Source organism: Halobacterium sp. MBLA0001, assembly GCF_049705385.1.
Taxonomy (GTDB): Archaea; Halobacteriota; Halobacteria; order Halobacteriales; family Halobacteriaceae; genus Halobacterium; species Halobacterium salinarum.
Genome location: NZ_JBNAMQ010000007.1, coordinates 402,139 through 425,670, shown reverse-complemented (window position 1 = coordinate 425,670; position 23,532 = coordinate 402,139). Strand labels below are relative to the sequence as shown.

The window sequence follows — 23,532 nt, the reverse complement described above, 5'->3', positions numbered from 1 at the left end:
TCAGGCCTCCGTGCGCGCGTCCTCGATGAGGTCCGCGGCACCCCGATCGCGCAGGTCGGCGGCGAGTTCGCGGGCGTCCGTCGCGTACTGCTCGGCGTCCAGCTCGCGGGTCTCCCCGACCTGCTCGCTGCCGTCCTGGCTGAACACCTGCACGGCCGTCCGGATGGTGTCACCCTGCACGAGGGCGTGCACGCCGATGGGCGCGATGCAGCCGCCGCCAAGCTCCTCGAGCACGACGCGCTCGGCGGTCACTTCCACGCGCGTCCGGACGTGTTCGAGGGCGTCCCGGAGCGTGTCGACCACGTCGCTGTCCCGGCGCGCGGTCACACAGAGCGCCCCCTGCCCCGTCGCCGGCACGTGCGTGCCCGTCGACAGCTCCTCGATGCCGACGTGGTGCAGCAGGCCGGTGCGCTCCAAGCCCACGCGCGCCATCACCAGCGCGTCGTACTCGGTGTCCGGGTCGCGCTCCATCGCGGACTGCTGGAGCGGCGTCAGCGAGTCGAACCACTCCGTGACCGACTGCTCGAACTCGCTGCTCGACGCGGTGTCGTCACCGTCGTCGGGGGCTCTTTTTTCGCCGTCCTCGGTGTCGAGGTTCTCGACGCCCGCCTCGATGTCGGCGGTGTAGTCGCCGCGGCGCTGTTCGCGGGCGTCCCGGGATTGGGCTTCCTTCTCGGCCTCGGTGCGGCGCTCGTGCTCGCGGTGCAGCGCCGGCGCGAGCAGCTTCTCCACGCGCGTGCCGACGTTCCCGCGGATGGGCTCGACGTCGAGGCCGGGCCGGTGGGCCTGCACTTGCGCGCCCCGCCGCAGGCTCGCGGTGCCCACGACACTGCCGGCCGGCAGGTCTTCGAGATCGGTGCCGCCCGGAGTGACGAGCACGTCCGCGGGGTTCTCCCGGTGGGGCACCGCGGCCACAACGAGGTCCTCGGGAACCTCGGTCGGCACGTCTTTCATCGAGTGCACGGCGGCGTCGACGGTGCCCTCCATGACCTCCTGGTCGAGCGCGCGCACGAACGCGCCGGTCTTCCCGAGGTCGCTGATGAGCGCGTCGGTCACGCGGTCGCCCTCCGTCTCCACTTCAACGAGTTCGACGTCGTGGCGGCGGTCCTCGAGGGTGTCGACGACCTCGCCGGCCTGCCGGAGCGCGAGGTCAGACCCCCGTGTCGCGAGTCGAATCTGCTGGCTGCTCATGTCTCAGCCTCCGCGCTCCCGATTGAAACCCTCTGCGTTCCGCTGCGGCGGCGTTCCTACACGCGCTCGTTCTCCCGGAACTCCGCGCGCCACTCCCGGAACCCCGACGGCATCACCACCACTCCGCGGCGGGCGCGCACGTACAGGATGGCGAGCGCGGTCCCGCCAACCACCGCAGCACCGAGCAACACGCCGCCCCGCGGTGACCCGCTCCTCAGCGACGGCCCGCGGAACAGCGCCACCAGCCCGTACACCAACACCACATCGACGGCGGTCGCCAGCAGCGGTGCGGTCGCCAGCAGCGGCGTGGTGCGCGCCATCCCCAGCAGCGTCGCGTCCGTCGCGTTCCGGATCGCCCGCGTGTCCAGGTACGCCGCGATCGGGAACGCCAGGTAGACTCCGACCGCCGGCACGCCGAACGCGACCGCCGGCAGGTAGACGGCTGCCTCCACCGAGGCGTACGCCTCCGGCACCACCACGATGATGCCAACCATCCAGGCCGCGGCCACGACCCAGAGCGCCACCACCAGCGGGAGGGCACCGATCCAGTACCACGACCGGGAGCGCACGCGATGCTCGCTCATGGTCGGCCTATGGACTCGTGCCTCTTATACAGGTAGTACACGGCGAGCGCCACTTGCAGCGGCTGCACCACGACCCCCACGAGGCCGACCAGGCCGTAGCTCGCGGGGTCGGGTTGCCAGTCGCCGCGCACGGCCGCGACCGCCTCGGCGTCGCGGAAAACGGCGACCGGGAACACCAGCGAGACGATCATCCCGACGAACGCAAGCAGCACCGCGACCACGATGAGTGCGAGGCTGACGACGCCGAACCCGGCGCTGACGCGTACGGCCGGCCCGCCGGCAACCACGCCCGTGACCAGAAGCACTCCCACCACGGCCGCGAACGCGACCCCGACGGCGGAACCCACCACCCAGTAGGCGGGCACCGCCGCCACCCAGTACCACCACTCCGAGTCCACTCCGTCGGGCTGTTCGCCGATCTCTCGGGCGTGATCCGGGCCGCCGCCGCCCGGCGTGATCGGGTCGCTTCGGCGGCCGCCACTGCCGTCCGCATCGTCGCCGCGGTCGGACACCATGCCGGGGCGTTCGACGTGCTGTGAGAAAAACCCCCGCCGCAGACCCCCTCAGAGCGCGTTCCGGTACGCCTCGATGGTCTCGTCGACGTCCGCCTCGGTGTGGCCGTACGAGACGAACTGTGATTCGAACTGGTTCTGGGAGAGCAACACGCCGGCGTCCAGCAGCTGCGGGCGGAACACGCGGTTCCAGCGCTGGACGGCGGCGTCGCCGACGTCGGCCCCGGTTTTCGGGCAGGCGGCGTGGCGCTCACAGTCGGGCTCCTGGCGGCAGCCGTCGGTGCACGCGCCCGACTGCGCGTCGCCATCGCGCGTGAACACCACTTTGAACATACTATCACGGCCCACGACAGTGTACGCGGGCGCGTGTTCGGCGACCACCGCTGCCAACCCCTCGCGGAGCCGCCCCCCGAGGCGGTTCACGTGCTCGTAGACGTCGTTTTCGGCGGCGTACTGGAGCGTCTCCAGGCCGGCCGCCATCGTCACCGGATGCCCGGAGAACGTCCCCGCCTGGAACACGTCGCCGGTCGGCGTGAACTCCTCCATGACGTCCGTGCGGCCGCCGATCGCGCCGACCGGGAAGCCGCCGCCGATGATCTTCCCGAACGTCGTGACGTCCGGGGTGATGTCGAATTCGGACTGCGCGCAGCCCAGCCCGCCGACCCGGAAGCCCGTGATGACCTCGTCCCAGATCAGCAGCGCGCCGTGGTCGTGGGTGAGGTCCCGCAGCGTCTCGTGGTAGCCCGCGACCGGCTCGACGATGCCCTTGTTCGCCAGGATCGGCTCGACGAGCACGGCGGCGATGTCGTCGCCGTGGGTCTCGAACACCTCAGTGACAGCGTCGGCGTCGTTGAACGGCACCGGGATGGTGTGCTGGGCGAACGCCGGCGGGATGCCCGCGGAGGAGGGGCCACGGTGATCGGCGTCGCCCTCCACGAGCGTGGACTCCTGTGCGCCGTGATAGCCGCCCTGCATCACGACGATCTTGTTCCGGCCGGTGTAGCCGCGGGCGAGCCGCACGGCCGACACCGTCGCCTCGGTGCCGGAGTTCACGAAGCGCAGCAGCTCCACGCTGGGGACGTGGCGCGCCACGAACTCGGCGTGCTCGACTTCGATCTCGGTCGGTGTGCCGAACAGCGGGCCGTCGCTGGCGCGGCGCTGGATCGCGGCCGTGACCGGCTGGGGGAGGTCGTGGCCCAACAGCAGCGGGCCGAGCCCCATCACCCAGTCGATATACCGGTTGCCGTCGGCGTCGATGACGTGGCCGCCGTCCCCGGACTGCACGAACGTCGGGTACGGCTGTGGCGCGGCTCGCACGGTGGAGTTTACGCCGCCGACGAGCACGTCGAGCGACCGGTCGTAGAGCTCCCGGGACGTCTCGCGGTTCATGCCCTCGGGTTGGGCCGGTCCCCGAAAATAGGTGTCGGGTTCGGCGCTCGATCCGGCGGCGACCACCGTTCTCGCAGGCGAACGCACCGGCGTGTTCACTCGCTTGGGCGCGCCGTGGTGTCGCCGGCCAGCAGCAGGCCGACCGCGTCGTTAAGCGCGTGGACGGCCATCACGACCGGGAGGCTGTGCGTCCAGAGGTAGAGCGCGAGCAACACGACGGTCGGTTGGGCCATCTGGACGGCGGCGGCCCGCGACCAGTGCTCGCCGACGTGGGCGGCGAGGAACGCCACGAGGGAGACGGCGGCCGCGAGCAGCGGGCTCCCGGTGAGCGCGGTCACGCGCTCGACGGCGTACCCCCGATAGGGGACTTCCTCAGTGACACCGGCCGTCCCGGCGACGACCAGTCGCTCGGCCACCGAGCGGTCCGTGAACGCCGCCATCCCGTCCCGCATCGCGTCTGCCGTGCCCAGCGCCTCCCACAGCGGCGAGAACAGGAGTGCGCTGCCGAGCATCGCGGCGAGGCCGACGGCGGTGTGGTACGCGAACGGCAGCGGGCCGGCGACCGTCCAGCCGATGGACGAGAGCGGCCGTCCCTCGACGGCGAGGACGTAGCCGGCGACGGCGGCCGGCACTAGCCACTTCCAGACGTGCGGTTCGAGGCCGTCGCTCGGCCGCCCGAGCCGGTCCTGCAGTCGGGACACCGCCTCGAAGCCGCCGAGCGAGAGCGCGAGGCCGCCCAGGACGACCACCCAGTCCATCCGCCGTCAGAGGGTCTCGGCCACGTCCTCGGCGAAGTACGTGATGATGAGGTCCGCGCCCGCGCGCTTGATCGACAGCAGGCTCTCGTGGGCGACCGATTCGAGGTCCAGCCAGCCCTTCTCGGCGGCGGCGTGCAACATCGCGTACTCCCCGGAGACGTTGTACGCCGCGACCGGGCGGTCGAACTCGCGGCGCACGTCGCTCACCACGTCGAGGTACGGCAACGCGGGCTTGACCATCAGCACGTCCGCGCCCTGCTCGACGTCCAGGGCGACCTCGCGGCTGGCCTCCCGCCGGTTGGCGGGGTCCATCTGGTAGTGGCGGCGGTCACCGAACGACGGCGCGCCGTCGGCGGCGTCCCGGAACGGCCCGTAGAACGCCGACTCGTATTTCGCGGCGTAGCTCATGATCGGCACGTCGCTGAACCCCGCGTCGTCGAGGGCAGTCCGGATCGCATCTACCATGCCGTCGGTCATCGCCGACGGCGCAATCATCTCCGCGCCCGCCTCGGCGTGCGACACCGCCGTTTCCGCGAGCAGCGACAGCGTCTCGTCGTTTTTGACCGTGAGCGTGGGGTCGGTGTCGGCGTCCGCCTCGACGACCCCGCAGTGGCCGTGGCTGGTGTACTCACACAGACAGACGTCGGTGATGACGTAGGCGTCGGTCTCGCTGGTGATGCGCCGCGTCGCCTCCTGCACGATGCCGTCGTCGGCGTACGCCCGGCTCCCGGTGTCGTCTTTGGACGCCGGGATGCCGAACAGCACGATGGCCTCGACGCCGGTGTCGAGGATCTCCCGGGTCCGGTCGACGGCGTCGGCAAGCGGGACGCGCTCCTGGCCGGGCATCGACGGGATCGGGGTGCGTTCGTCCGCCGTCGCGTCCACGAACACGGGCGCAACCAGGTCGGCGGGGGTCAACGTCGTCTCCGAAACCAGATCACGGACGCCGTCGCGGCGGAGTCGCCGCGGTCGGTGTGGAAGCTCCATGTGTTGTCCTCCGGCCGGCCCCGCAAAAGCGTTCGCGGAACCATCGGTCCTGACCGCTACCAGGATGCCCACACCCCCCAGGCCGCCGGCCGGATTCCACAACCGGGTTGGCGGTGTCACATCTCCGGGGCGTGTGGACGGGAACCACCTCCAGTTCTACGCGCTGTACGTCTCGCGGCCTCGCTGCTCGGACTCGCGACCGCCGGCGTGCTCTATGAGCGCTACGGCCTCGACCCCGTTTTCGACGTGCCCGCCGTGTTGTTCGTCGTGGTCTGGGTGCTGTTGGACGCCGACGACACCCGCATCCGGGGGTTCCCGTTCAGCGACCTCGCGGTGAACCGCCACGGACCGACTGTCAGTCCGCCGAGTAAAATCCCGTTCAGCGAAGCTATAACAGCCCGCCGGCGTCACTGTCTACCATGCCCGGCCCAGCATTCGCGGACGGCGACGCCGTCTCTCTCCACCCGATCGAGGACGAAGACCACGAGTTCATCCAGTACGGCCGCAACCAGCCCGACGTGCGGGTGCCGCTGACCGACACCGACATCCGCACCCTCGACGACGTTGCGGAGTCAGTCGAGGACTCGGACGATCGCTTTCTCATCTGCGTCGACGACCGTGACGACTCGACGGACGGGCCCGCGAGCAGCGACGCCGACAACCCGACGCCGGTCGGCGAGGTGGCGTTCGCGTGGGTCAGCCAGGCGGGCGAGCACGGCAGCCTGATGTACTGGATCGCGCCCGACCACCAGGGCAACGGCTACGTCACCGAGGCCACGACGCTGTTCCTCGACTACGTGTTCGGCGAGCGGGGCTTCCACAGGGTCGACGCCCACGTACTCGCCCCCAACGAGGCGTCGCAGGCGGCCCTGGAGAAACTGGGGTTCGAGCGCGAGGGCCAGCGCCGTGACGACGCCATCGTGGACGGCGAGTACGTCGACACCTACACCTACGGGCTGCTCGACCACGAGTGGCTGGACGACTGAGTCGGCGCGTCGACTGGTGTCGCGGCGACCACACCGGCCTCCGACGCGCGAACCAGTTCAGTCGTGCGATGGCACTCAGTCGGCAGCCGCCGGTGTCTCGCTGACACCGCTCGCGGCGGCACCGCCGCTCGCCTCGATGGCTTCCACGAGCAACTCGGTGACGTCCGTGATCTCGATGTCGTCCTCGTAGCCCCCGGTCTTGCGGCCGTCCTCGTACATCGTCATGCACATCGGGCACGCGACGACGAACCGGTCGACGTCCGGCCCCGCGTCGGTGTCCTCCAGTGCCTCCCGGATGCGCTCCTCGCTGGGTTTCGGCTCCTCGTCGAAATCCATCCAGAGGCCGCCGCCGCCGCCGCCACAGCAAAAGGAGTCGCTGCGGTTCCGGGGCATCTCGTCGAGCGTGACGCCCGTGGCGCGCACGACCTCACGGGGGGCCTCGAACTCGCCGTTGTACCGCCCCAGATGGCAGGGGTCGTGGTAGGTGACGGTGTCGTCGAGCTCCGTGCCCGAGAGTCCGAGCGCGCCCTCGTTCACGAGGCCCTCGACGACCTGCGTGTAGTGGTAGACCGAATCGGCGTTCTCGAAGCCGAACTGGTCGTACTCGTTGGAGAAGGTGTTGTACGAGTGGGGGTCCGTGCAGACGATCTTCTCGTAATCGCAGTCGTCGAACGCCGCGATGTTGTCCTCGGCGAGCATCTCGTAGAGTCCCTCCTCGCCCACGCGGCGGATGTCGTTGCCGTCGTTTTGCTCGTCCTCGTAGAGGATGCCGTAGTCGACGCCCGCCGTCTCGAAGACCGTCGCCAGGGAGCGTGCGATGTGCTGGTTGCGCTCGTCGTAGCTCGGGTAGTCGCCGACGTACCAGAGGTACTCCACGGACTGCTCGCGGGCGTCCGGAACCTCGAAGTCCAGGTCGTCGGCCCAGTCCGGGCGCGTGCGGTCCGGCTCACCGAACGTGTTGCCCTTCTGGAAGGCGTTCATCACGGCGTCCTCGACGTTCTTGTTCATCTGTCCGGACTCCGTGAGCCGGCGGTTCATCTCCGTGAACTGCGTGACGTGCTCGATGTCCACCGGGCAGGCGTCCATGCACGCCATACAGGACATGCAGGACTCCATCGTCGACGCGTCGATGACCGAGGTGCCGCCGTCGGCGACGATGTCGACCTCCTCGCGGTCGCCGGACGCCACGCCCTCGCGGTAGGATTTCAAGTCCAGAATCACGTCCCGCGGGTCCAGGGGGCGGCCGGCAGCCTTCGCCGGGCACACCGACGAACAGCGGCCACACTTCGTGCAGGCGTCGTGGTCGAGCAGCTGCTTCCAGGAGAAGTCCTCGATCTCCGACGGGCCGATCTCCTCGGGGCTGGCGTCCGCGGGGACGCGGGGGAGCCGGCGGCCGGCGTCCGCGTCGCGGGCGACGAGGTTGGCGTAACTGGAGATCATGTGGAACGGCTTGGCGTACGGGACCGCGGCGACGAACCCCAGCGCCAGGATCGAGTGACTCCACCAGATGACGGGGTAGGCCGCGGCCGCCAGTGATCCGTCGACGCCGGCGGCCGACAGCACGTCCGCGACGAACCAGCCGACGAACGAGACGGTCTCGAAGCTGGGGAAGCCGGTGCCGAGGATGCGAACGCCTTCCGTGACGTAGCCGCCGACCCCAAGCAGGAACAGCGCCCACACGAACGCGTCGTCCTCGCGGCTGGTGTGTTTCCCCCAGAGGCGCTGGTTGCGCACCCAGTACCGCCGGTAGATGGCGACCCCGACGCCGACGACGAACAACAGCCCCATGGCGTCCATCACCAGCGAGTACGAGAGGTAGAACTCACCCACGAAAAACGACGACTGGCCCAGCGCTTTCGTCCAGACGTCCATATCGATCGCGAGGATGGTGGTGCCGATGAGCAGCGTCAGGAACCCCCACAGGATGAACGTATGCATCAGGCCCGCGACCAGGTCGCGGTCGAACTGCTTTTCGTTGGACGCGACGAGCTTCGCGGCCGACACCACGCGTCCGGGGAGGTTCGACAGCCGCTCGGTCGGGTCCTCGCTGCCGCGGGCGTAGGTGGCGAACCGCTGGTAGACGCCGTACAGGAAGATCGCGACGGCCATCGCGGCGAGCCCGTAGAACATGGCCTCGCCGACGTGGCTGATGCGCCAGAACGTGGGGCGTGTGGTCTCGCCCCCCGTTTGCGCCAGCACGGTCGAATACATACCAGTATTCCGGGACAGGATCCAGATAAAGGTTGTCAACCATGCGACCACCGCATCCGGGGTGGTCACACGAGCACGGTTCCGGCGAGTCCGGCGGCGGCGGCGGTCGCCAGCCAGTCGCGGCGGGCGTACGCCAGCGGCGGGCTCGTCGGGTTCCAGGCGAAACACCGGGCGCGCAGCGCGACGGCGAGGCGGTCGGCCCGCGAGAGCGCGCGCCCCAGCCCACCCACCGCGACGAGCCGGATGCGCTCCCGGATCGACCGCTCGCCGCCGAGCCGCGCGTTCACGGCGTCCCGGCGGGCGGTGAGATCGCCCTGCAACACCGGCAGGAACCGGAACACGAGCGCGACGCCGATGCCCGTCGCGGCCCCGAGCTTCCCGGGCAGGAGCCAGCGGACGGCCGCCCGGGAGTCCCGCACGGGCGTGCTGTAGACGTAGGTGGCCGCGACGAGCAACACCAACAGCACGCGGTACGACGCGAGCGCGACGCGGGCGGCGGGGGCGATCCGGAACCACGGCTCGCCGAGCGTGAGTCCCGCCACGGCCGGCGCGGCCAGCAGGAACGGCGCGACCGCCCGGAACTCGCCGAGCACGTCCCGCACGGACGCCCCCGCGAGTCGTGGCACCACCACCGCAACCGGCGTGAGCGCCGCCAGCCCGAGGATCGTCGTGTGCGCGAACGCCGCGGCGGCGAACCCCGCCTGGAGCGCGAGCTTCGCCCGCGGATCTAGGCGGTGGAGGACGCCGCCGCCGGGCCGGTACGCCAGCGTCACGGCGGCCGCACCCCCGCGTCGGGGAGCGCGCCCCGGACGTCCGCGGGGTCGCCCCGGAGCGCGATCTCGCCGTCCCGCATCGCCACCACGCGGTCGGCCAGCGTCCAGACGTCCCGGAGGTCGTGGGTGACGACGATCAGACTCGTTCCCGCGGCGTGTAGCGCCCGCAGCCGGTCGAGGACGGACTGCCGTGCGGGCCAGTCCAGGCCCGTGAACGGCTCGTCGAGCACGAGGTGGTCGGGGCGCATCGCCAGCGCCGCCGCGATGGCCACCCGCTCCTGTTCGCCCCCCGAGAGGTCCGCGACGCGCTCGTCGCGCCGCCCGCCGAGTTCGACGGCGTCCAGCGCGTCCGCGACGCGGGCGTCGATCTCCTCGCGGGGGCGGCCGAGGTTCTCCGGGCCGAACGCCACGTCCGCGCCCACCGTCGCGCCGACGAAGCCGTCTCTCGGGTTCTGGAAGACCATCCCGACGCTCGCGCGGGCGGCCACGAGATCCTCACCAACGGGGGTGCCGTTCACGAGCACTTCGCCGTCGTCCGGTTCGAGGAGGCCGTTGCAGTGTCGGACGAGCGTCGTCTTCCCGGAGCCGTTCGCGCCCGTCACCACCACGCATTCGCCGTCAGCGACGTCGAGGCTGACGCCGTCGACGGCGACGGTGTCGCCGTAGCGGTGAACGAGGTTCCGGACCGACAGCATCAGGCGGCGTTCAGCTGGTCGCTGCGCGTGATGCCGATCGCGGCCGCGATCTTGAACGCCTCAGCGGGGATGAATGCCGCGCCCGCGACGAGGAACGCGTCCACGAGCGTGGACGGAGCGAACGCGGCCGCGAGGCTGGGGCGCTGTACGATGGCGAACCCGACCGTGCCGGCGGCGTAGATGACGACGGTGGCCGCGACCATCGCGGCGACGAGTTTCGCCACCCCCACGTCCCGTGGGTCCGCGAGTTCGGTGGTGCCGTGTGCGACGAGCCCGGTCAGAGCCGCCGCGAACGGGTACGACAGGAGGTAGCCGCCGGTCGGCGCGACGAACGTGCCGAGCCCGCTCCCGCCGCCGGCAAACACGGGTGCGCCGACGCCGCCCGCGATCAGGTACAGCACCATGGACGCGCCGCCCCAGACGGGCCCGAGGTAGAGTCCCGCGAGGAAGACCCCCAGCACCTGCAGGGTCACCGGTGCCGGCGAGACGGGGTTCTGGAACGACACGTACGCCATCGCTCCGGTCAGCGCCGCGAACACGGCGGCTCGCGCGATGTTCTCGACGGTCTGGTCGCCGACCAGCTCGACGCCGTCTGTTTCGGTTTGCATGCTTGCGTTCCGTGTGTCGTCAACTGTATTCAAACGCCTGGTTTACGACGGCGCTGGGAGCCAGCAGACATTTCACCACGGGCACACAGACTCTCACAGTACCCCAATGGACGAGAAGACCGAGGAACTCCGTGATATCTTCCAGAGTGTCACCGACAACGACACCATCACGGAATCACAGGCCGACACCCACGGCTCGCTCACCGCCGAACCAGCCGTCGAGGAGACGCTCCGCGACACCATCACCACGATGCGGGACCGCCTCGCGTTCCACACCGACCTCGACACCGCGACCCTCGTCACGGTTGTCCGCCAGTTCTACGCCGGGGACGCCGACGACGCCATCGCCGCCGCCGCCGACATCGACGCCCGGACGGTCCGCCACGCCCGTCTCGACCTCCACCTCGTCCGCGACGACGACGCGGACACACCGCTGCCCCTGGACGCCGTTCGTGACGCCGTCGCCGACCCCACTGACCCCGACCCCGACGCCGTCGCGGACGCCCTCGACGCCGCCCCCGAGGACGCAGCCGCCGCCTGCGACGTGCTCCGCGCGAAAACAGCCATTCAGCGCTCCAACGACCGCTACCGCGCCGAGTTCGAGAACGTCCTCCGCGACCGCGCGCTCACCGAACGCCTCACCGCGACCGTCCACGAGGACGGCCTCGACGACGCCACCGACGGCCAGGAGACCGACGTCGACCTCTGACGCGCCAGCGCCGACCCGCGGTCCCCATCGAATCCCCTTTCACTGTGCCCCCCGAGACGTCAGTCAATGGCACGCGGTAGCCGCGGCGACGGCCCTCTCGACCCCGACATCCCCGCCGCTGTCGACGACGCGTTCGCCTTCCTGTTCCGGAACAGCACCGTCAACGCCGTCATCGCGTGGCTGGCGGTCGCCGTGCTCGGCGGCGTCGTCCTGGACAGCGCCCTCGACGTCGATCTCCGGTGGCTGGTGTTCACCGGCGCTGTCGGCGTGATCGTCGCCGTGCCGCCGGTCGTCTTCCGGTCGTGGCGCACGATGCTGCCCTGGGAACTGCTGTGTGTCGGGCTGTTGCCCATCCTGGTGCGGGGGCTGTTCGGCGGCACCGTCGGCACGTTCGCCGTCTACGTCTCGCTGGCCGCCGTTGCACTCGTCGTCGTCGGCGAACTGCACACGTTCACGTCGCTGGCGGTCACGCACTGGTTCGCCGCCGTGCTGGTCGTGTTGGTGACGCTGGCCTCGGGGGCGGTGTGGGCGGTCTTCCGCTGGACCGCCGACCAGCATTTCGGCACCGCATACCTCACCACCAACCACGCGTTGATGACCGAGTTCGTCTGGGTGACGCTTGCGGGCCTCGCCGCCGGCGTCCTGTTCGCCCTCGCGCTCCGACGGCGAACCCGCTGGCTGCGCCGCGCCACCAGCCGGGTGACCGAGCGGTGACGCTGCTCCCCCGGCCGTCGGCAGCGACACAGCGCCTGCTCACACGCGCCATGCAGGCTGTGCTCGTCGTGATGGTGGCTTTCGGCTTCCTCGACGGCAACTCCAAGGCCGTCGTCAACGGCACCGTCACACTGCTCATCACGCTCGTGCCGGGCGCGCTCGAACGCAACTACGGCCTCCCCATGGATCCGTGGCTCGTGCTCTGGATCACCGCGGCGGCGTTCCTCCACTCGCTGGGATCGTCCGGACTGTACGTTTCCATCCCCTGGTGGGATCACGTCACGCACGCGCTGTCGGCGTCCCTGGTCGCGGGTGCCGGATACACGGTCGCGCGCGCCGTCGACTGCCACCACGACGACATCACCGTGCCACGCGAGATCGCGTTCGTCTACATCTTCGTCGTCGTGCTCGCGTTCGGCGTCGTCTGGGAGCTCCTGGAGTTCGGTCTCGACGAACTCGCCACGGCCACCGGACTGGCGATGCCGCTGGCCCAACACGGCCTCGCGGACACGATGCACGACTTCATGTACAACTCCCTGGGCGCGCTCGTGGTCGCCGTCTTCGGGCAGGCCCACCTCACGGGCGTCGCCGAAGTCGTCGCGGCCTGGTGGCGCTCGCGCCAGTAGCACGCCAACGTTCACATACGAGGCCGCGCCCACCCCGGCCCGTGACCGCCGACGACCGCGTCCCGTTCAGCGATCTCGCGACCGCCGCGTACTGTCCCCGCCAGCTCTACTACGCACGCCGCGACGACCGGGACCCGCCCCCAGCACACGACGCCGCCCGCGAACTCGCGGCCCAGTACGGCGCGCTTTCGACCGCCGATGCGTCGACCCTGGCCGCCCACGACCTCGCCGTTTCACCCCCTGAGTTCCAGTCGAACCTCGCCGCCAGCCTCGCCGTCCACTCCGTTTCTGACCCCGCCGAAACCGCCGTCTACCTGCGTGGGAAGGACGCACACGGCACGGCGGCGAAAGTCCACCACGACCCATTCGCCCCCTCGCTCGTGACCCCAGGGAGCCCACCCGAAGCGGGGGTCTGGGAACCGCAGGCAGTCCGGGCGGTCGCCGCCGCGAAAGCCCTGTCGTGGCGCGAGCAAACGCCCGTCGACCACGCCTTCGTGGAGTACGCCCGCCACGGCGTGATCCGGCGCGTCGCCCTCACTACCCGGAAGAAAGCGGCCTACCAGCGCGCGCTCCGCACCGCGCGCTCGCTGGACGGCCCGCCGCCACGGCTGCACGACGACGCCAAATGCGGGGCCTGCGACTACCGCGAGGCGTGTGGCACCGAAACCCGCAGCCTCCGGTCGCTGCTGTCGTTCGACGACGCGTAGTCAGGCGTGCTCGGCCAGCCACTCCCGGACGGCGTCGCCGACCGCGCCCGCGCGCAGTATCTCGCCGCGCGCCACGTCGACCACTGTACTCCCAGTCCCCCCCGGTGACTCCCCGGCGTCCACCACGGCGTCGACGCGCGCCCGGAACGCGGGGTCGAGAGCCGCCGGGTTCGTGACGCTTGGCTCCCCGGAGACGTTCGCGCTCGTCGCCGTCAACGGCGCGACCCGCTCCAGCAGCGCCACCGCCACCTCGCTGTCGGGCACCCGCACCCCGACGCGGTCCCGGCCGCCGGTCAGCACGTCGGGGACCGAATCGCGCTTCTCGCAGACCACCGTGACGGGGCCGGGCAGGAACTCGGCCATGAACGCCCGCTCGGTCTCGCCGACGGCGACGTGCTCGACGGCGGCTTCGACGTCCGGGAACGCGAACGACAGCGGCTTCTCCCGGGGCCGCCGTTTCGCCTCGAAGGCGGCCTCGATGGCGTCCGGATCGAGGGCGTCCGCGGCGAGTCCGTACACCGTCTCGGTCGGGAAGACCACCAGCCCGCCCTCACGGAGCGCTTCGGCGGCCTCAGCCAGGGCGTCGTCCGTACTCATAGCGGGACTACACGCTTGCTCGAAAAGGAACTTTTGACCGCGCTAAGCGAACCCCGGAACCACGAACCGCGCGACACCGGATGCGACTACAGTTCGTCTAGCGCAGCCTCCAACTCGTCGTACGCGGGGAACTCCGGCCACTGCTGGGCCACCCACGCGTACTCGACGGTGCCATCCGCGTCGATGACGACCGTCGCCGGACGGTGCTCGACGACACCCGCCATGCCGTCGGGGTCGTGCTCGACGCCGTACGCCTCGGCGACGCCCGCCTGCGGGTCGCTGAAGAGGCCGGTGAACTCCTGGATGCCGCGGTCCTCGATGGTGGTCTTGTGTTCGTACGGCGTCGAGATGGAGACGCCGACCACCTGGGCGCGCTCGTGGACGCCGCGCTCCCGCAGCTCGGAGTACATGTCCGTCGCGGGGAACGCGCCGTCCATCGGCGTGAACACCAGCACGACCGGGCCCTCCGCCAGCAGGTCCGCCAGCGCCACGTCCGCCCAGTACTCGTCGGTCACCAGCGGGCGGATGAAGTCGGGGGCGTCGTCGCCCGCCGCCACGTGGTCCACCGCCGGGAGGTCGACGACGTCGAAGTCCAGTTCCATCACTCCCCACCCCCGTAGGTGGCGTCGAGATACGCGACGATGTTCGCGCTCTCGGCCATCGCCACGCCGGTCTCGTCGTCCACGATGGCGGGCACGGTGCGCGCGCCGACGATGCGCTTGACGGCGTCGCGCTCGGAGTGCATCGGCTCCACGTACCGCGACTGATACGCCAGCCCGAGCTCCTCCAGGCGGTTCACGACGCGCTCGCAGAACGGACACGCCTGCAGCCGATACAGCGTGATGTGGGCGTCACTGTGCGGCGGCCGTGGTGGCGCTGCGGGAGCACTCATGTACGAGGTGTTCGGCGGAATCCCGGGTAAACGCTTCGCCCGCGGCGGCTGTCGCAGCTTCGGTCAGCAAAGAATTAAAAGGAGTGCGGAGTAAGACCACATCTGAATGGGCATCTCACCGCCTCTGACTGCTGTGTCGGCGTTCGGGACCGACGTTTCCGGAAACGTCTTCATCGGCGCCGGAGTCGCGACGCTGGCCGTCCTGATGGTACTGTCGGCGTTTTTCTCCTCCTCGGAGATCGCCATGTTCTCGATCCCGCGCCACCGCATTGACGCACTCGTTGAGGAGGGGCGTTCGGGCGCTGACGCAGTCGCAGCGCTGAAAAGCGATCCCCACCGGCTGCTCATCACCATCCTGGTCGGGAACAACCTCGTGAACATCGCGATGTCCTCGATCGCCACCGGCCTGTTCGCCACCTCCATGTCGCAGGGCAAGGCCGTGCTCGCGGCCACCTTCGGCGTCACCGCCCTCGTCTTGCTGTTCGGGGAGAGCGCGCCGAAGTCCTACGCCGTCGAGAACTCCGAATCCTGGGCGCTGTCCATCGCGAAACCCCTGCAGTGGAGCGAGCGATTCCTGTATCCGCTGGTCGTCCTGTTCGACTACCTCACGCGCGCGGTCAACCAGTTCACCGGCGGTCGGGCGGCCATCGAATCCAGCTACGTCACGCGCTCCGAGATCCAGGACATGATCAAGACCGGGGAGCGCGAGGGCGTCATCGAGGAGGACGAACGGGAGATGCTCCAGCGCATCTTCCGGTTCAACAACACCATCGCCAAGGAGGTCATGACGCCGCGCCTCGACGTCGTTGCGGTCTCGAAGACCGACACCATCGAGGCGGCCATCCAGACGTGTACGCAGGCCGGCCACGAGCGCGTGCCCGTCTACGACGGCGAACTCGACAACGTCATCGGCGTGGTCAGCCTCGAGGATCTCGTCCGCGAATCCCTCTACGGGGAGACCGAGGACGCCGAGCTAGACGACCTCATCGAGCCGACCCTCCACGTCCCCGAGTCCAAGAACGTCGACGACCTCCTCCAGGAGATGCAGGACGAACGCGTGCAGTTGGTCGTCGTCATCGACGAGTTCGGCACCACGGAGGGGCTGCTCACCGCCGAGGACATCACCGAGGAGATCGTCGGCGAGATCCTGGACGGCGGCGAGGACCTCCCGATCGACTCCGTCGACGAGGACACCGTCCGCGTGCGCGGCGAGGTGAACATCGAGGAGGTCAACGAGGCCCTGAACATCGACCTGCCGGAGGGCGAGGAGTTCGAAACCATCGCGGGGTTCATCTTCAACCGCGCCGGCCGGCTCGTCGAGGAGGGCGAGGCGTTCCGCTTCGAGGACATCGAACTCACCGTCGAGCACGTCGAGAACACGCGCATCATGAAGGCCCGCGTGCAGCGCCTCGACTCGGCGGCCGAGGCCGACGCCAACGCCGAAGTGTTGACCGCGGACTCCACCGGGAACGGCGCGTAGCGCGCTCCTCCCGCCTACATGACCGCGCTGACGGCCGCGAACACGCCGTAGCTGGCTGCGAACGCGACCACCAGCGACGCCACCCACGCCAGCACCGTCACCGCCATCTTCCGGCCGCTGACGCCGCCACCGCCGCCGCCCGCGGCGGCGTACCCCGAGCCGATGATCGCGGAGACGATGATCTCGTTGAACGACACCGGGATGCCAAAGAACACCGCCGACTGCGCGATGGCGAAACTCGGGATGAGCGCGGCGATCGACCGCCGCGGCCCCAGCGAGGAGTAGTCCTGTGAGAGCGCCTTGATCATCCGCGGCGCGCCCGTCCAGGACCCAACGAGCAGTCCAACGCCACCACCCGACAACACGTACGGCAGGGGGATCTCACCGCCGATGAGCGGCAACAGCGGCCCCACAGCGAGGCCGACCTGACTCCCGCCGGCGGAGAACGCCACCAGTCCGCCCAGCGCCAGCAGGAAGTGGCGCTGCCCGCGGCTGGCGTTACCCGCGCTGTCACAGTAGAGCGCGCCCGCGGCCGCCGCCGCCACCGCCAGCGTCGCGGCCCCACGCCCCGCCAGTGACGGCGTGCCGGCCACGCTCGCGAGCGACCACGCGATCGACCGTGCGGCGTCGGGGCCGCCGAGAAACGCGAACTCGATGTTGGCGGTGATCGCACCCACGCCGCCCGCAAGCGCCGGCACGAGCACGCGCTCGTGGGCGGTGTCCCGGAGGCTCCGCGCGGTCACGTACGCCGTGCCGCCGCCGACGAACGGCGTCAGCACCCACAGCGTCGCTATCTGCTGGTATTTCGGCCACGCCGGCCCACCCCCCATCGCCAGCCCGGTACCGACAACCGCGCCCGTGACGGTGAACGCGGTCGCGATCGGGTATCCGGCGAACACGCCCGCCGCGACCAGCAGCGCCGCCGTCGACAGCGCTATCGTCGCCGCCAGCGGCGACAGCGGCATCCCCACGATGAGATCGCCGCCGACCGCCTCCGAGACGTTCGCACCCTGGAACACCGCGCCCGCGAGCCCGAGGATCCCGACGACGAACCCCGCACGCATCACCGTGATCGCGTTCGCGCCAACGGCTGGTGCAAACGGCGTCGATCCCGACGACCCGGCACCGATCGCCCACGCCATGAACAGGCTCGCTACCGCCGCCACCACGAACGTCGCTGCTTCAGCACCAACCATTCGTTAGTCACTATCCGCGCGGCGGTGCAAAGAGGCTGCCGGCACGCGTCGCCCAGCCGGGCTCAGTTCGTGGTCGATTTGGCGTCCTCGCGTTGTTTCGGCGGGTCGACGCCCTCGGCGGCCTCCGCGACGTCGGTTTCGCGTTCCGTGTCCACGTGCCAGCGGTCGAGCGCTTCGAACGACGAGAGGTGGTCTTGGACCGCCGACTTGAGGTCGTCGTCGTTGATGTTCACCTCGAAGACGAACTCCTCCTGGCTGCGGACGCGCTGGATGTTCGCGGACACCAACGCGTTGTCGAAGTAGTACGGCGCGATCCGCGTCATCACGTTCCGGTACACCGCGTCCTCGACTTTCCGGATGGCCTTCCGGCCGGCCGTGTCCGCCGCCCGCTTGACGTGGTCCAGGGACGACTGCCACTTCTCGACGGCGTCACCGCCGTCGCCGTCGCCGAGCTTCTCGTAGGACGCCGACAGCTGCTCGCCGGCCTTCTGTAGGTCCTCGTCGGCGGACGCGCCGGCCTTCTCGCCTTTGCCCTCCGCGACGCTGGCCTGATCGGCGGTCTTCTCGTTGACCTCGTCACCGATGCGCTCGTGTGACTTCGGCCGCCAGTCGTCCCACTCCGCGAACGCGTCCGCAAACGCCTCGTCGGCACCGGCTTCCCGCAGCGCGGTCGTGATGCGTTCGCCGTGTTCGACCACGTCGCCCCACGTGCCCCGCTGCTTGAACCCCGCGACGCTCTCCTCCATAGCTGCCCGATCTAGGCCCGCATCGCATAAACGTCTTGTCGATACCGGCGTGTCATAGTAGGTTTCAAGCCGACGCGCAGTCCCACCTCACGTATGACCATCGAGGACCGCGGCGACGCACACGTGATCACGCATTCGCTCGCCAAACACACCCTCTCCCGGCTCCGGGACACCACCACCGAGCAGGTGAGCTTCCGGAAGGGGCTGGTGAAACTCGGCCGCATCTCGGGCTACGAGATCATCGACGGCGCGATGGAGACGGAGTTCACGGCCTTCGAAACGCCGCTCACCGAGACGACCGGCGAGCGCGTCACCGGCCTGGACGACGTCGTCATCATCAACGTGCTCCGTGCGGCAACCCCGTTCGTCGAGGGGCTGCTGAAGGCGTTCCCGCGAGCGAAACAGGGCGTCATCAGCGCGGGCCGCGACGAGGACGCCGGCATGGACGCCGACGGCGAGTTCCCGATCACCGTCGACTACGTGAAACTCCCGGACATCTCGGAGGGCGACACCGTCATCGTCGCCGACCCGATGCTCGCCACCGGATCGACGATGTGCACCGTCCTCGACCACGTCACCGACGAGATGCCCGCTGCGGGCGTCGAGGACCTGTTCGTGCTGTCGGCCGTGAGCGCCCCGGACGGCCTGCTGCGGGTCGGCGACCAGTTCCCGGACGCGGACCTGCTGACGGTCGCCATCGACGACACGCTCACCGACGACGGCTACATCGTGCCCGGACTCGGGGACGCCGGCGACCGCGCGTTCCGCACGACCTGACGGCGGCCCCGCCACGTTCAAGACGCTCGCCCGCAAGGCAGCGCGTATGAGCGACGCCGACGCGGAGCCCTGTGATTGGTGTGGCGACGCGGTTGCGAACCCGTTATCGCGGACGGTTCGCGTCTCCGTCGACCGCTCCCAGATCGACAGCCAGCGCCTCTGTCCCGAGTGCTTCGCCGAATGGGTGGATCGCTACGAGACGGAGATGCGCGCCGACACCGGACACGACGACGCAGCCGCGGCGGCCGACGGCGAGGACGGCGGCACCGACATCATCGTCGACTGACCGCAGGGGGGTTACTCGTCGGCGGCCGCCCCGGGGCGGTCGGTCTCCAGCACCGGGGCCGCCTCGTGGTGGTCGCTGTAGCCGTCGAACCAGGCAGCGATGCGCTCGATGCGGTCGACCACGTGGCCCGGATCACCGGACCGGGAGAGATCGTGGCCCTCGCCGGGATACCGAACCAGCCGGGTGTCAACGCCGTGTTTCTTCAGCAGCCGGTAGAACAGCTCCGCGGTGTTCGCCGGCGTCCGGTAGTCGGCCTCCGAGTGCACGAGCAGCGTGGGGGTGTCGACGGCGTCGGTGTGCGCCGCCGGGGACTGCGCCCACAGGAACGCGTTGTCCCGCACGGGGTCGGTGTCGAACTCACCCTCAACGAGCGCGTAGGCGTCCGTCGTGCCGTAGAACCCCGTGAGGTCGTAGACGCCGCGCTGCGCGACCGCGCCGGCGAACGCGTCGGTGTGGCCGACCGCCCAGCCGGTCATGAACCCGCCGAAGCTCCCGCCCGTGATGAACGCGTTGTCGGCGTCCACGTAGTCGCGGTCGGTGACCGCCGCCACGCCGGCCATGACGTCCGCGAGCGTGACCGCGCCCCAGTCGCGTTCGACGGCACGCAGCCACTCCTGGCCGTACCCCGTCGAGCCCCGGGGGTTACACCAGAACACCACGTACCCGCGGGCCGCAAGCGTCTGGAACTCGTGCCACATCGTCCCGGCCGCCGACCACATCAGGTGCGGGCCGCCGTGGACGTTCACGACCAGCGGATACGTCTCCTCGGGGTCGAACTCCGGGGGCGTGAGCACCCACCCCTGGATGTCGCCCGCGGGACCATCGATCCACACCGACTCGGGCTTGGAGACGGCGCGCTCGTCGAGGTAGTCGCGGTTCGCGCGCGTCAGCGTGACCTCCTCACCACCCATCGGGGTCGCCGCCACGACCTCGCCGGGGTGGTCCCATTCGGACTGCACGACGGCCACCGCGTCCACGGACACCGAGAACGCGTGGACGTGGCGGTCGCCGGCAAGCACCACGCGGTCGTCGCCGGTGTCGGCGGCCACCCGCCGCAGGACGTACCCGCCCTCGTCGGGCGTGCAGACGTACAGGTGCTCGCCGTCGGGCCCCCACTCCGGGGCGTGGCCCGCAGTCCGCTCGGCGACTGTGCGGTCGACCCCGTCCGTGAGGCGGTCGGTCGCCCCGGTGTCGCGGTCGAAGACCTCGACGGCCGTCTGCGTCAGCGTCGGGTCGTCGGCCGGCGTCGTCGTGTACGCGACCCGGGAGCCGTGGACGGCCAGCGTCGGCCCCATCCCCTCGACGGTCGTCACAACGGTGCTGTCAGCCGAGTCCGCCGGCGTCGCGGCTTCGATCGCCCACTCCAGGCGGTCGTCGGCGTCCAGCCCGCGCCGGATCGGATAGTACAGCGTGCCGTCGTCGCCCCACGCAGGGCCGCCGCATTCGGCGACACCCGCGGTCACTCGGTCGACGCGCCCCGCAGCGAGGTCCGCGACGTACACGTGCCGGCGCGCGCCGTCCCGGTAGCTCGTGTGGCCGCGGTACATCTGCCGGTCGATCACGCGCGGATCGGGGGTGTCGCGCTCGTACTCGCCGTCGTGCTCGCGGTCCAGCTCCTCGGCTCGCTCCGCCGGCCGCACCGCCTGCAGGAACGCCACCCGGTCGCCGTCGGGTCCCCACGCGATGTTCGAGACGCCGCCGATCACGTCGGTGATTCGCGTTGCCTCCCCGCCGTCCACGGGCACCACCCACAGCTGGGGGCGACCCCCGCCAGCGTCGCCGCGGGTGGAGACGAACGCCAGCCGGTCCCCGGTGGGGCTCCACGCCGGCTCGGCGTCGGTGCCATCGGCGGCGGTGAAACGCCGCGAACCGCCACCGCCGACCGGCGCGACGTGGACTGACGCGGTTTCCTGGCCGGTGTCGCCGTCGCGCTCAGCGGTCGTTCGGACGTACGCCACGCGGTCGCCGGTCGGGGAGACCGCCGGCTGGCTGAGCCGCGCCAGCTCCCAGTAATCGCTGGCTTCGACTGGCTGCATAGTGGGGGGTCGCCCGGCGCTCGCAAAACGGTTCGGGTACCCCCCGTGGCTGTCTGCCGCCAGTCAGTCCCGTTGCTCGCGGTACGACTCGATGTGGTCGTCGTCGATGTGATCGAGCAGCCGGTGTGCTCCCGCTTCGGCGCGCTCCTCGATCGCGTCCGCGGACAGCGTCGCGTCGAACGTGCGATCGAGGTGCGCCGCCCGCAGCGCCGCGAACTCGTCGTCGTCGAGGTCGTGGTCGTCGCCGGCCTCGGCGGCGAACCACTCCCGCCAGCGGTCACGGTCGGCCCACTCCCCACTGAGATCCGACTCGCGGCGCTTCCAGTCGTAGTGTGGGGCTACGCCCTCGGGGTATCCCCGGGCGCGCTTTCGGTCCGCCAGCAGACAGCGCGCGACGTGCGCGCCGTTGCCCGCCGCGATCACGGCCTGTGCGCTGCGCTGGCCGCCCGGGGACGCGACGTAGAGGCCGTCGACGGGCGTGCGGCCGTCGGCGTCGGCGTACGCGTCGTCGAAGCGCTCGCGCGACTCGCCGTGGTGGTCGTGGGTTTCGAAGGCGCTGTCGCCGACGACCGGCCGCAGGTACGAGCCATCGTACCACGCCGCGGCGAGCACGGTGTCGGTGTGCACCCGACGGCCGTCCTGCGTTTCGACGACGAACCCGGTGTCGTCGTCGCTCGGCCGGTCGACCGATTCGACGGTGTCCGCGATCAGGTCACAGCCCGCGGTCTCGGCGTGGTCGTGGAACAGCCCTCGCAGCGTCGGCACGTCGATCCCGCCCGGGAACCCGGGGTAGTTCTCGACGAACGCACAGCGCGGGAGCGCGGCGTTCCCGCGGTCGAAGACGACCGTATCGAGGCCGTAGCGCGCGGTGAACACGCCCGCAGCGCAGCCCGCGGGGCCGCCGCCGACGATGACGACATCACGGCGCTCGCCGTCCTGGGTGGGCATCGGTTCGGGCACGTCAGATCGCCCCCGCGACGATGTCCGCGACGCGCTGGCGGTCGAACAGTTCGCCGTCGTACCCGTAGAGGTCGCCGGCCAGTCGCTCGGTGAGCACGAGGGTTGTGATCGGGCCTTGATAGAGGCCGCCGCCGCGATACACGTCGCCGTTCTCGACAGCGGTGACGCGGCCCGCGGCCGCGTGGGATTGTAGCGGGGACACGACGGCGTCCTGGAACTCGGCTGCGGTCTTGTCCTCGTAGCCCCGCAGGAGCAACACCTCAGGGTCGATGTCGAGCAGCGTTTCGGCGTCGATGGCGGTCCGCGACCCGTGGAAGTCCGGCACGCCGCTCGCCGCAACGGCGTCCCGGACGCCCAGATCGCGGACGTGCTTGAATCCGGTCCCGCCGCCGATGATGTAGGGGTAGAACTCGGTGGGAGCGTCCCCGACCCCCCAGACCACGGCGGTGGCGGGACGGTCGGCCGGCGCGGGGACGACCGATTCGAGCGTCGACTGGGCGTCGGCGTGCAGCGCCTTGATGGCCTCGTAGCGGTCTCGGCGCTTGAACGCCGCCGCAAGCCGTTCGAGCGCGCCAAGCAGCGAGTAGTAGCGGTAGTCGTCGTGCCACTCGTAGTGGTGGGCGTAGCTGCAGTTCCCGAAAAACGGGGCGATCCGGGATTCGATGTCCTCGATGTCCGCCTGGGAGATGTTCTCTGTGCGGTGTTCGAGGAAGTTCGGGTCGATCACGTGGATGTCGGCGTCGAGGTTGTAGAAGCGCTCGGGGTTGACGCCGTCCTGGTACAGCGACACCATGTCGCTGTCGTCGACGCTGACGCCGGGGATGTCGTCGTAGTAGTGGGTGTGGTATCTGTCCGTGAGCGTGACCGCGGCCGGCGGGTCGAGGCCGAGCGCGACGCCCATATCCGCCCAACTGCCGTTGCTCGTGACCCAGCGTTGGGGCACGCCGTCGAACGCGACATCCCCGACGGGCGCGATCGAGGCGGTGTACGTGTTCTCGGCGCCGCGTTCGTCGGTGTTGTCGGGGCTGCGCGCACAGCCCGCGAGCAGCCCGACGGTTGTGAGGCTCGTGGTTGTGGCGAGGAACTGTCTGCGCGTTCGCATGGTTTTAGGC

Annotated in this window: 27 protein-coding genes; 8 read left to right on the top strand and 19 right to left on the bottom strand. The window is 70.2% G+C overall.

Annotated elements, in window-relative coordinates; genetic code table 11:
• From hemC to ACOZ32_RS03400, 7 genes are all read right to left on the bottom strand, one after another.
• Entirely contained in the window at positions 1 to 1,191 is a 1,191-nt protein-coding gene (gene hemC, locus ACOZ32_RS03430; RefSeq protein WP_136361627.1) for a hydroxymethylbilane synthase, read from the bottom strand.
• A 56-nt stretch (positions 1,192 to 1,247) separates the two neighbouring features.
• Positions 1,248 to 1,775 carry a hypothetical protein gene (locus tag ACOZ32_RS03425; protein ID WP_136361626.1) on the bottom strand — a complete coding sequence of 176 codons (528 nt, stop codon included), beginning with the start codon at positions 1,773 to 1,775 and terminating at the stop codon, positions 1,248 to 1,250.
• On the bottom strand, positions 1,772 to 2,290 hold the full coding sequence (locus ACOZ32_RS03420; RefSeq protein ID WP_136361625.1) for a hypothetical protein: 519 nt from the start codon (positions 2,288 to 2,290) through the stop codon (positions 1,772 to 1,774). Before ACOZ32_RS03420 ends, ACOZ32_RS03425 begins: the two co-directional genes overlap by 4 nt.
• 48 nt (positions 2,291 to 2,338) lie before the next feature.
• Positions 2,339 to 3,676: a glutamate-1-semialdehyde 2,1-aminomutase gene (gene hemL / locus ACOZ32_RS03415; RefSeq protein WP_136361624.1), complete on the bottom strand. Its 1,338-nt coding sequence runs from the start codon at positions 3,674 to 3,676 to the stop codon at positions 2,339 to 2,341.
• Positions 3,677 to 3,771: 95 nt separating this feature from the next.
• Complete coding sequence (locus tag ACOZ32_RS03410; RefSeq protein ID WP_136361623.1) at positions 3,772 to 4,434, bottom strand: CPBP family intramembrane glutamic endopeptidase; 663 nt, start codon at positions 4,432 to 4,434, stop codon at positions 3,772 to 3,774.
• A 6-nt stretch (positions 4,435 to 4,440) separates the two neighbouring features.
• The gene (hemB, locus tag ACOZ32_RS03405; RefSeq protein WP_136361622.1) at positions 4,441 to 5,421 is read right to left on the bottom strand and encodes a porphobilinogen synthase; all 981 of its coding nucleotides are present in this window, start codon (positions 5,419 to 5,421) and stop codon (positions 4,441 to 4,443) included.
• Between the two features lie 156 nt (positions 5,422 to 5,577).
• The gene (locus tag ACOZ32_RS03400) at positions 5,578 to 5,766 is read right to left on the bottom strand and encodes a hypothetical protein (RefSeq protein WP_136361621.1); all 189 of its coding nucleotides are present in this window, start codon (positions 5,764 to 5,766) and stop codon (positions 5,578 to 5,580) included.
• 74 nt (positions 5,767 to 5,840) lie between these two features.
• Between ACOZ32_RS03400 and ACOZ32_RS03395 the strand changes: the two genes are divergently transcribed.
• On the top strand, positions 5,841 to 6,407 hold the full coding sequence (locus tag ACOZ32_RS03395) for a GNAT family N-acetyltransferase (RefSeq protein ID WP_136361620.1): 567 nt from the start codon (positions 5,841 to 5,843) through the stop codon (positions 6,405 to 6,407).
• 75 nt (positions 6,408 to 6,482) lie between these two features.
• Here ACOZ32_RS03395 and ACOZ32_RS03390 read toward each other — a convergent pair whose 3' ends face one another.
• The 4 genes from ACOZ32_RS03390 to ACOZ32_RS03375 form a co-directional block, all read right to left on the bottom strand.
• The gene (locus ACOZ32_RS03390; RefSeq protein ID WP_136361619.1) at positions 6,483 to 8,618 is read right to left on the bottom strand and encodes a (Fe-S)-binding protein; all 2,136 of its coding nucleotides are present in this window, start codon (positions 8,616 to 8,618) and stop codon (positions 6,483 to 6,485) included.
• Between the two features lie 65 nt (positions 8,619 to 8,683).
• Positions 8,684 to 9,391 carry an energy-coupling factor transporter transmembrane component T family protein gene (locus tag ACOZ32_RS03385; RefSeq protein WP_136361618.1) on the bottom strand — a complete coding sequence of 236 codons (708 nt, stop codon included), beginning with the start codon at positions 9,389 to 9,391 and terminating at the stop codon, positions 8,684 to 8,686.
• Complete coding sequence (locus ACOZ32_RS03380) at positions 9,388 to 10,086, bottom strand: energy-coupling factor ABC transporter ATP-binding protein (protein WP_010903729.1); 699 nt, start codon at positions 10,084 to 10,086, stop codon at positions 9,388 to 9,390. The genes ACOZ32_RS03385 and ACOZ32_RS03380 overlap by 4 nt, the downstream gene beginning before the upstream one ends.
• The gene (locus ACOZ32_RS03375; protein ID WP_136361617.1) at positions 10,086 to 10,694 is read right to left on the bottom strand and encodes a biotin transporter BioY; all 609 of its coding nucleotides are present in this window, start codon (positions 10,692 to 10,694) and stop codon (positions 10,086 to 10,088) included. Before ACOZ32_RS03375 ends, ACOZ32_RS03380 begins: the two co-directional genes overlap by 1 nt.
• 106 nt (positions 10,695 to 10,800) lie before the next feature.
• On the opposite strand from ACOZ32_RS03375, the gene ACOZ32_RS03370 reads away from it, so the two are divergent.
• The 4 genes from ACOZ32_RS03370 to ACOZ32_RS03355 all read left to right on the top strand — a co-directional run bounded on the left by ACOZ32_RS03370 (position 10,801) and on the right by ACOZ32_RS03355 (position 13,450).
• On the top strand, positions 10,801 to 11,403 hold the full coding sequence (locus ACOZ32_RS03370; protein ID WP_136361616.1) for a conditioned medium-induced protein 4: 603 nt from the start codon (positions 10,801 to 10,803) through the stop codon (positions 11,401 to 11,403).
• A gap of 66 nt (positions 11,404 to 11,469) precedes the next feature.
• Positions 11,470 to 12,117 (top strand): hypothetical protein, encoded by a 648-nt coding sequence (locus ACOZ32_RS03365; RefSeq protein WP_010903726.1) that lies wholly within the window; start codon positions 11,470 to 11,472, stop codon positions 12,115 to 12,117.
• Positions 12,114 to 12,743, top strand: a complete 630-nt coding sequence (locus tag ACOZ32_RS03360) for a hypothetical protein (protein WP_136361615.1) — start codon at positions 12,114 to 12,116, stop codon at positions 12,741 to 12,743. The genes ACOZ32_RS03365 and ACOZ32_RS03360 overlap by 4 nt, the downstream gene beginning before the upstream one ends.
• Positions 12,744 to 12,784: 41 nt before the next feature.
• The gene (locus ACOZ32_RS03355; protein WP_136361614.1) at positions 12,785 to 13,450 is read left to right on the top strand and encodes a CRISPR-associated protein Cas4; all 666 of its coding nucleotides are present in this window, start codon (positions 12,785 to 12,787) and stop codon (positions 13,448 to 13,450) included.
• Here the strand turns inward: ACOZ32_RS03355 and ACOZ32_RS03350 are convergent, their stop codons facing one another.
• The 3 genes from ACOZ32_RS03350 to ACOZ32_RS03340 form a co-directional block, all read right to left on the bottom strand.
• Positions 13,451 to 14,047: an L-threonylcarbamoyladenylate synthase gene (locus ACOZ32_RS03350; protein WP_010903724.1), complete on the bottom strand. Its 597-nt coding sequence runs from the start codon at positions 14,045 to 14,047 to the stop codon at positions 13,451 to 13,453.
• Positions 14,048 to 14,133: 86 nt separating this feature from the next.
• Positions 14,134 to 14,649, bottom strand: a complete 516-nt coding sequence (locus ACOZ32_RS03345; RefSeq protein WP_136361613.1) for a peroxiredoxin family protein — start codon at positions 14,647 to 14,649, stop codon at positions 14,134 to 14,136.
• Complete coding sequence (locus ACOZ32_RS03340) at positions 14,649 to 14,939, bottom strand: glutaredoxin family protein (protein ID WP_010903722.1); 291 nt, start codon at positions 14,937 to 14,939, stop codon at positions 14,649 to 14,651. Before ACOZ32_RS03340 ends, ACOZ32_RS03345 begins: the two co-directional genes overlap by 1 nt.
• A gap of 106 nt (positions 14,940 to 15,045) precedes the next feature.
• On the opposite strand from ACOZ32_RS03340, the gene ACOZ32_RS03335 reads away from it, so the two are divergent.
• Positions 15,046 to 16,419: a hemolysin family protein gene (locus ACOZ32_RS03335; RefSeq protein WP_235157223.1), complete on the top strand. Its 1,374-nt coding sequence runs from the start codon at positions 15,046 to 15,048 to the stop codon at positions 16,417 to 16,419.
• Positions 16,420 to 16,433: 14 nt separating this feature from the next.
• Here the strand turns inward: ACOZ32_RS03335 and ACOZ32_RS03330 are convergent, their stop codons facing one another.
• The gene (locus ACOZ32_RS03330; protein WP_424334936.1) at positions 16,434 to 17,615 is read right to left on the bottom strand and encodes an anion permease; all 1,182 of its coding nucleotides are present in this window, start codon (positions 17,613 to 17,615) and stop codon (positions 16,434 to 16,436) included.
• 62 nt (positions 17,616 to 17,677) lie between these two features.
• On the bottom strand, positions 17,678 to 18,361 hold the full coding sequence (locus ACOZ32_RS03325; protein WP_010903719.1) for a DUF5828 family protein: 684 nt from the start codon (positions 18,359 to 18,361) through the stop codon (positions 17,678 to 17,680).
• Between the two features lie 93 nt (positions 18,362 to 18,454).
• Here ACOZ32_RS03325 and upp point away from each other — a divergent pair, with 93 nt between their 5' ends.
• Positions 18,455 to 19,138 carry a uracil phosphoribosyltransferase gene (upp, locus tag ACOZ32_RS03320; protein ID WP_010903718.1) on the top strand — a complete coding sequence of 228 codons (684 nt, stop codon included), beginning with the start codon at positions 18,455 to 18,457 and terminating at the stop codon, positions 19,136 to 19,138.
• 46 nt (positions 19,139 to 19,184) lie between these two features.
• Positions 19,185 to 19,424 (top strand): DUF7569 family protein, encoded by a 240-nt coding sequence (locus tag ACOZ32_RS03315; RefSeq protein WP_010903717.1) that lies wholly within the window; start codon positions 19,185 to 19,187, stop codon positions 19,422 to 19,424.
• An 11-nt stretch (positions 19,425 to 19,435) separates the two neighbouring features.
• Here ACOZ32_RS03315 and ACOZ32_RS03310 read toward each other — a convergent pair whose 3' ends face one another.
• The 3 genes from ACOZ32_RS03310 to ACOZ32_RS03300 form a co-directional block, all read right to left on the bottom strand.
• Positions 19,436 to 21,460: an alpha/beta hydrolase family protein gene (locus ACOZ32_RS03310; RefSeq protein ID WP_205251181.1), complete on the bottom strand. Its 2,025-nt coding sequence runs from the start codon at positions 21,458 to 21,460 to the stop codon at positions 19,436 to 19,438.
• Between the two features lie 63 nt (positions 21,461 to 21,523).
• Positions 21,524 to 22,408, bottom strand: a complete 885-nt coding sequence (locus ACOZ32_RS03305; protein WP_205252232.1) for an NAD(P)/FAD-dependent oxidoreductase — start codon at positions 22,406 to 22,408, stop codon at positions 21,524 to 21,526.
• Positions 22,409 to 22,421: 13 nt separating this feature from the next.
• Positions 22,422 to 23,522, bottom strand: a complete 1,101-nt coding sequence (locus ACOZ32_RS03300; protein ID WP_424334935.1) for an ABC transporter substrate-binding protein — start codon at positions 23,520 to 23,522, stop codon at positions 22,422 to 22,424.
• Between the last annotated feature and the right edge of the window lie 10 nt (positions 23,523 to 23,532).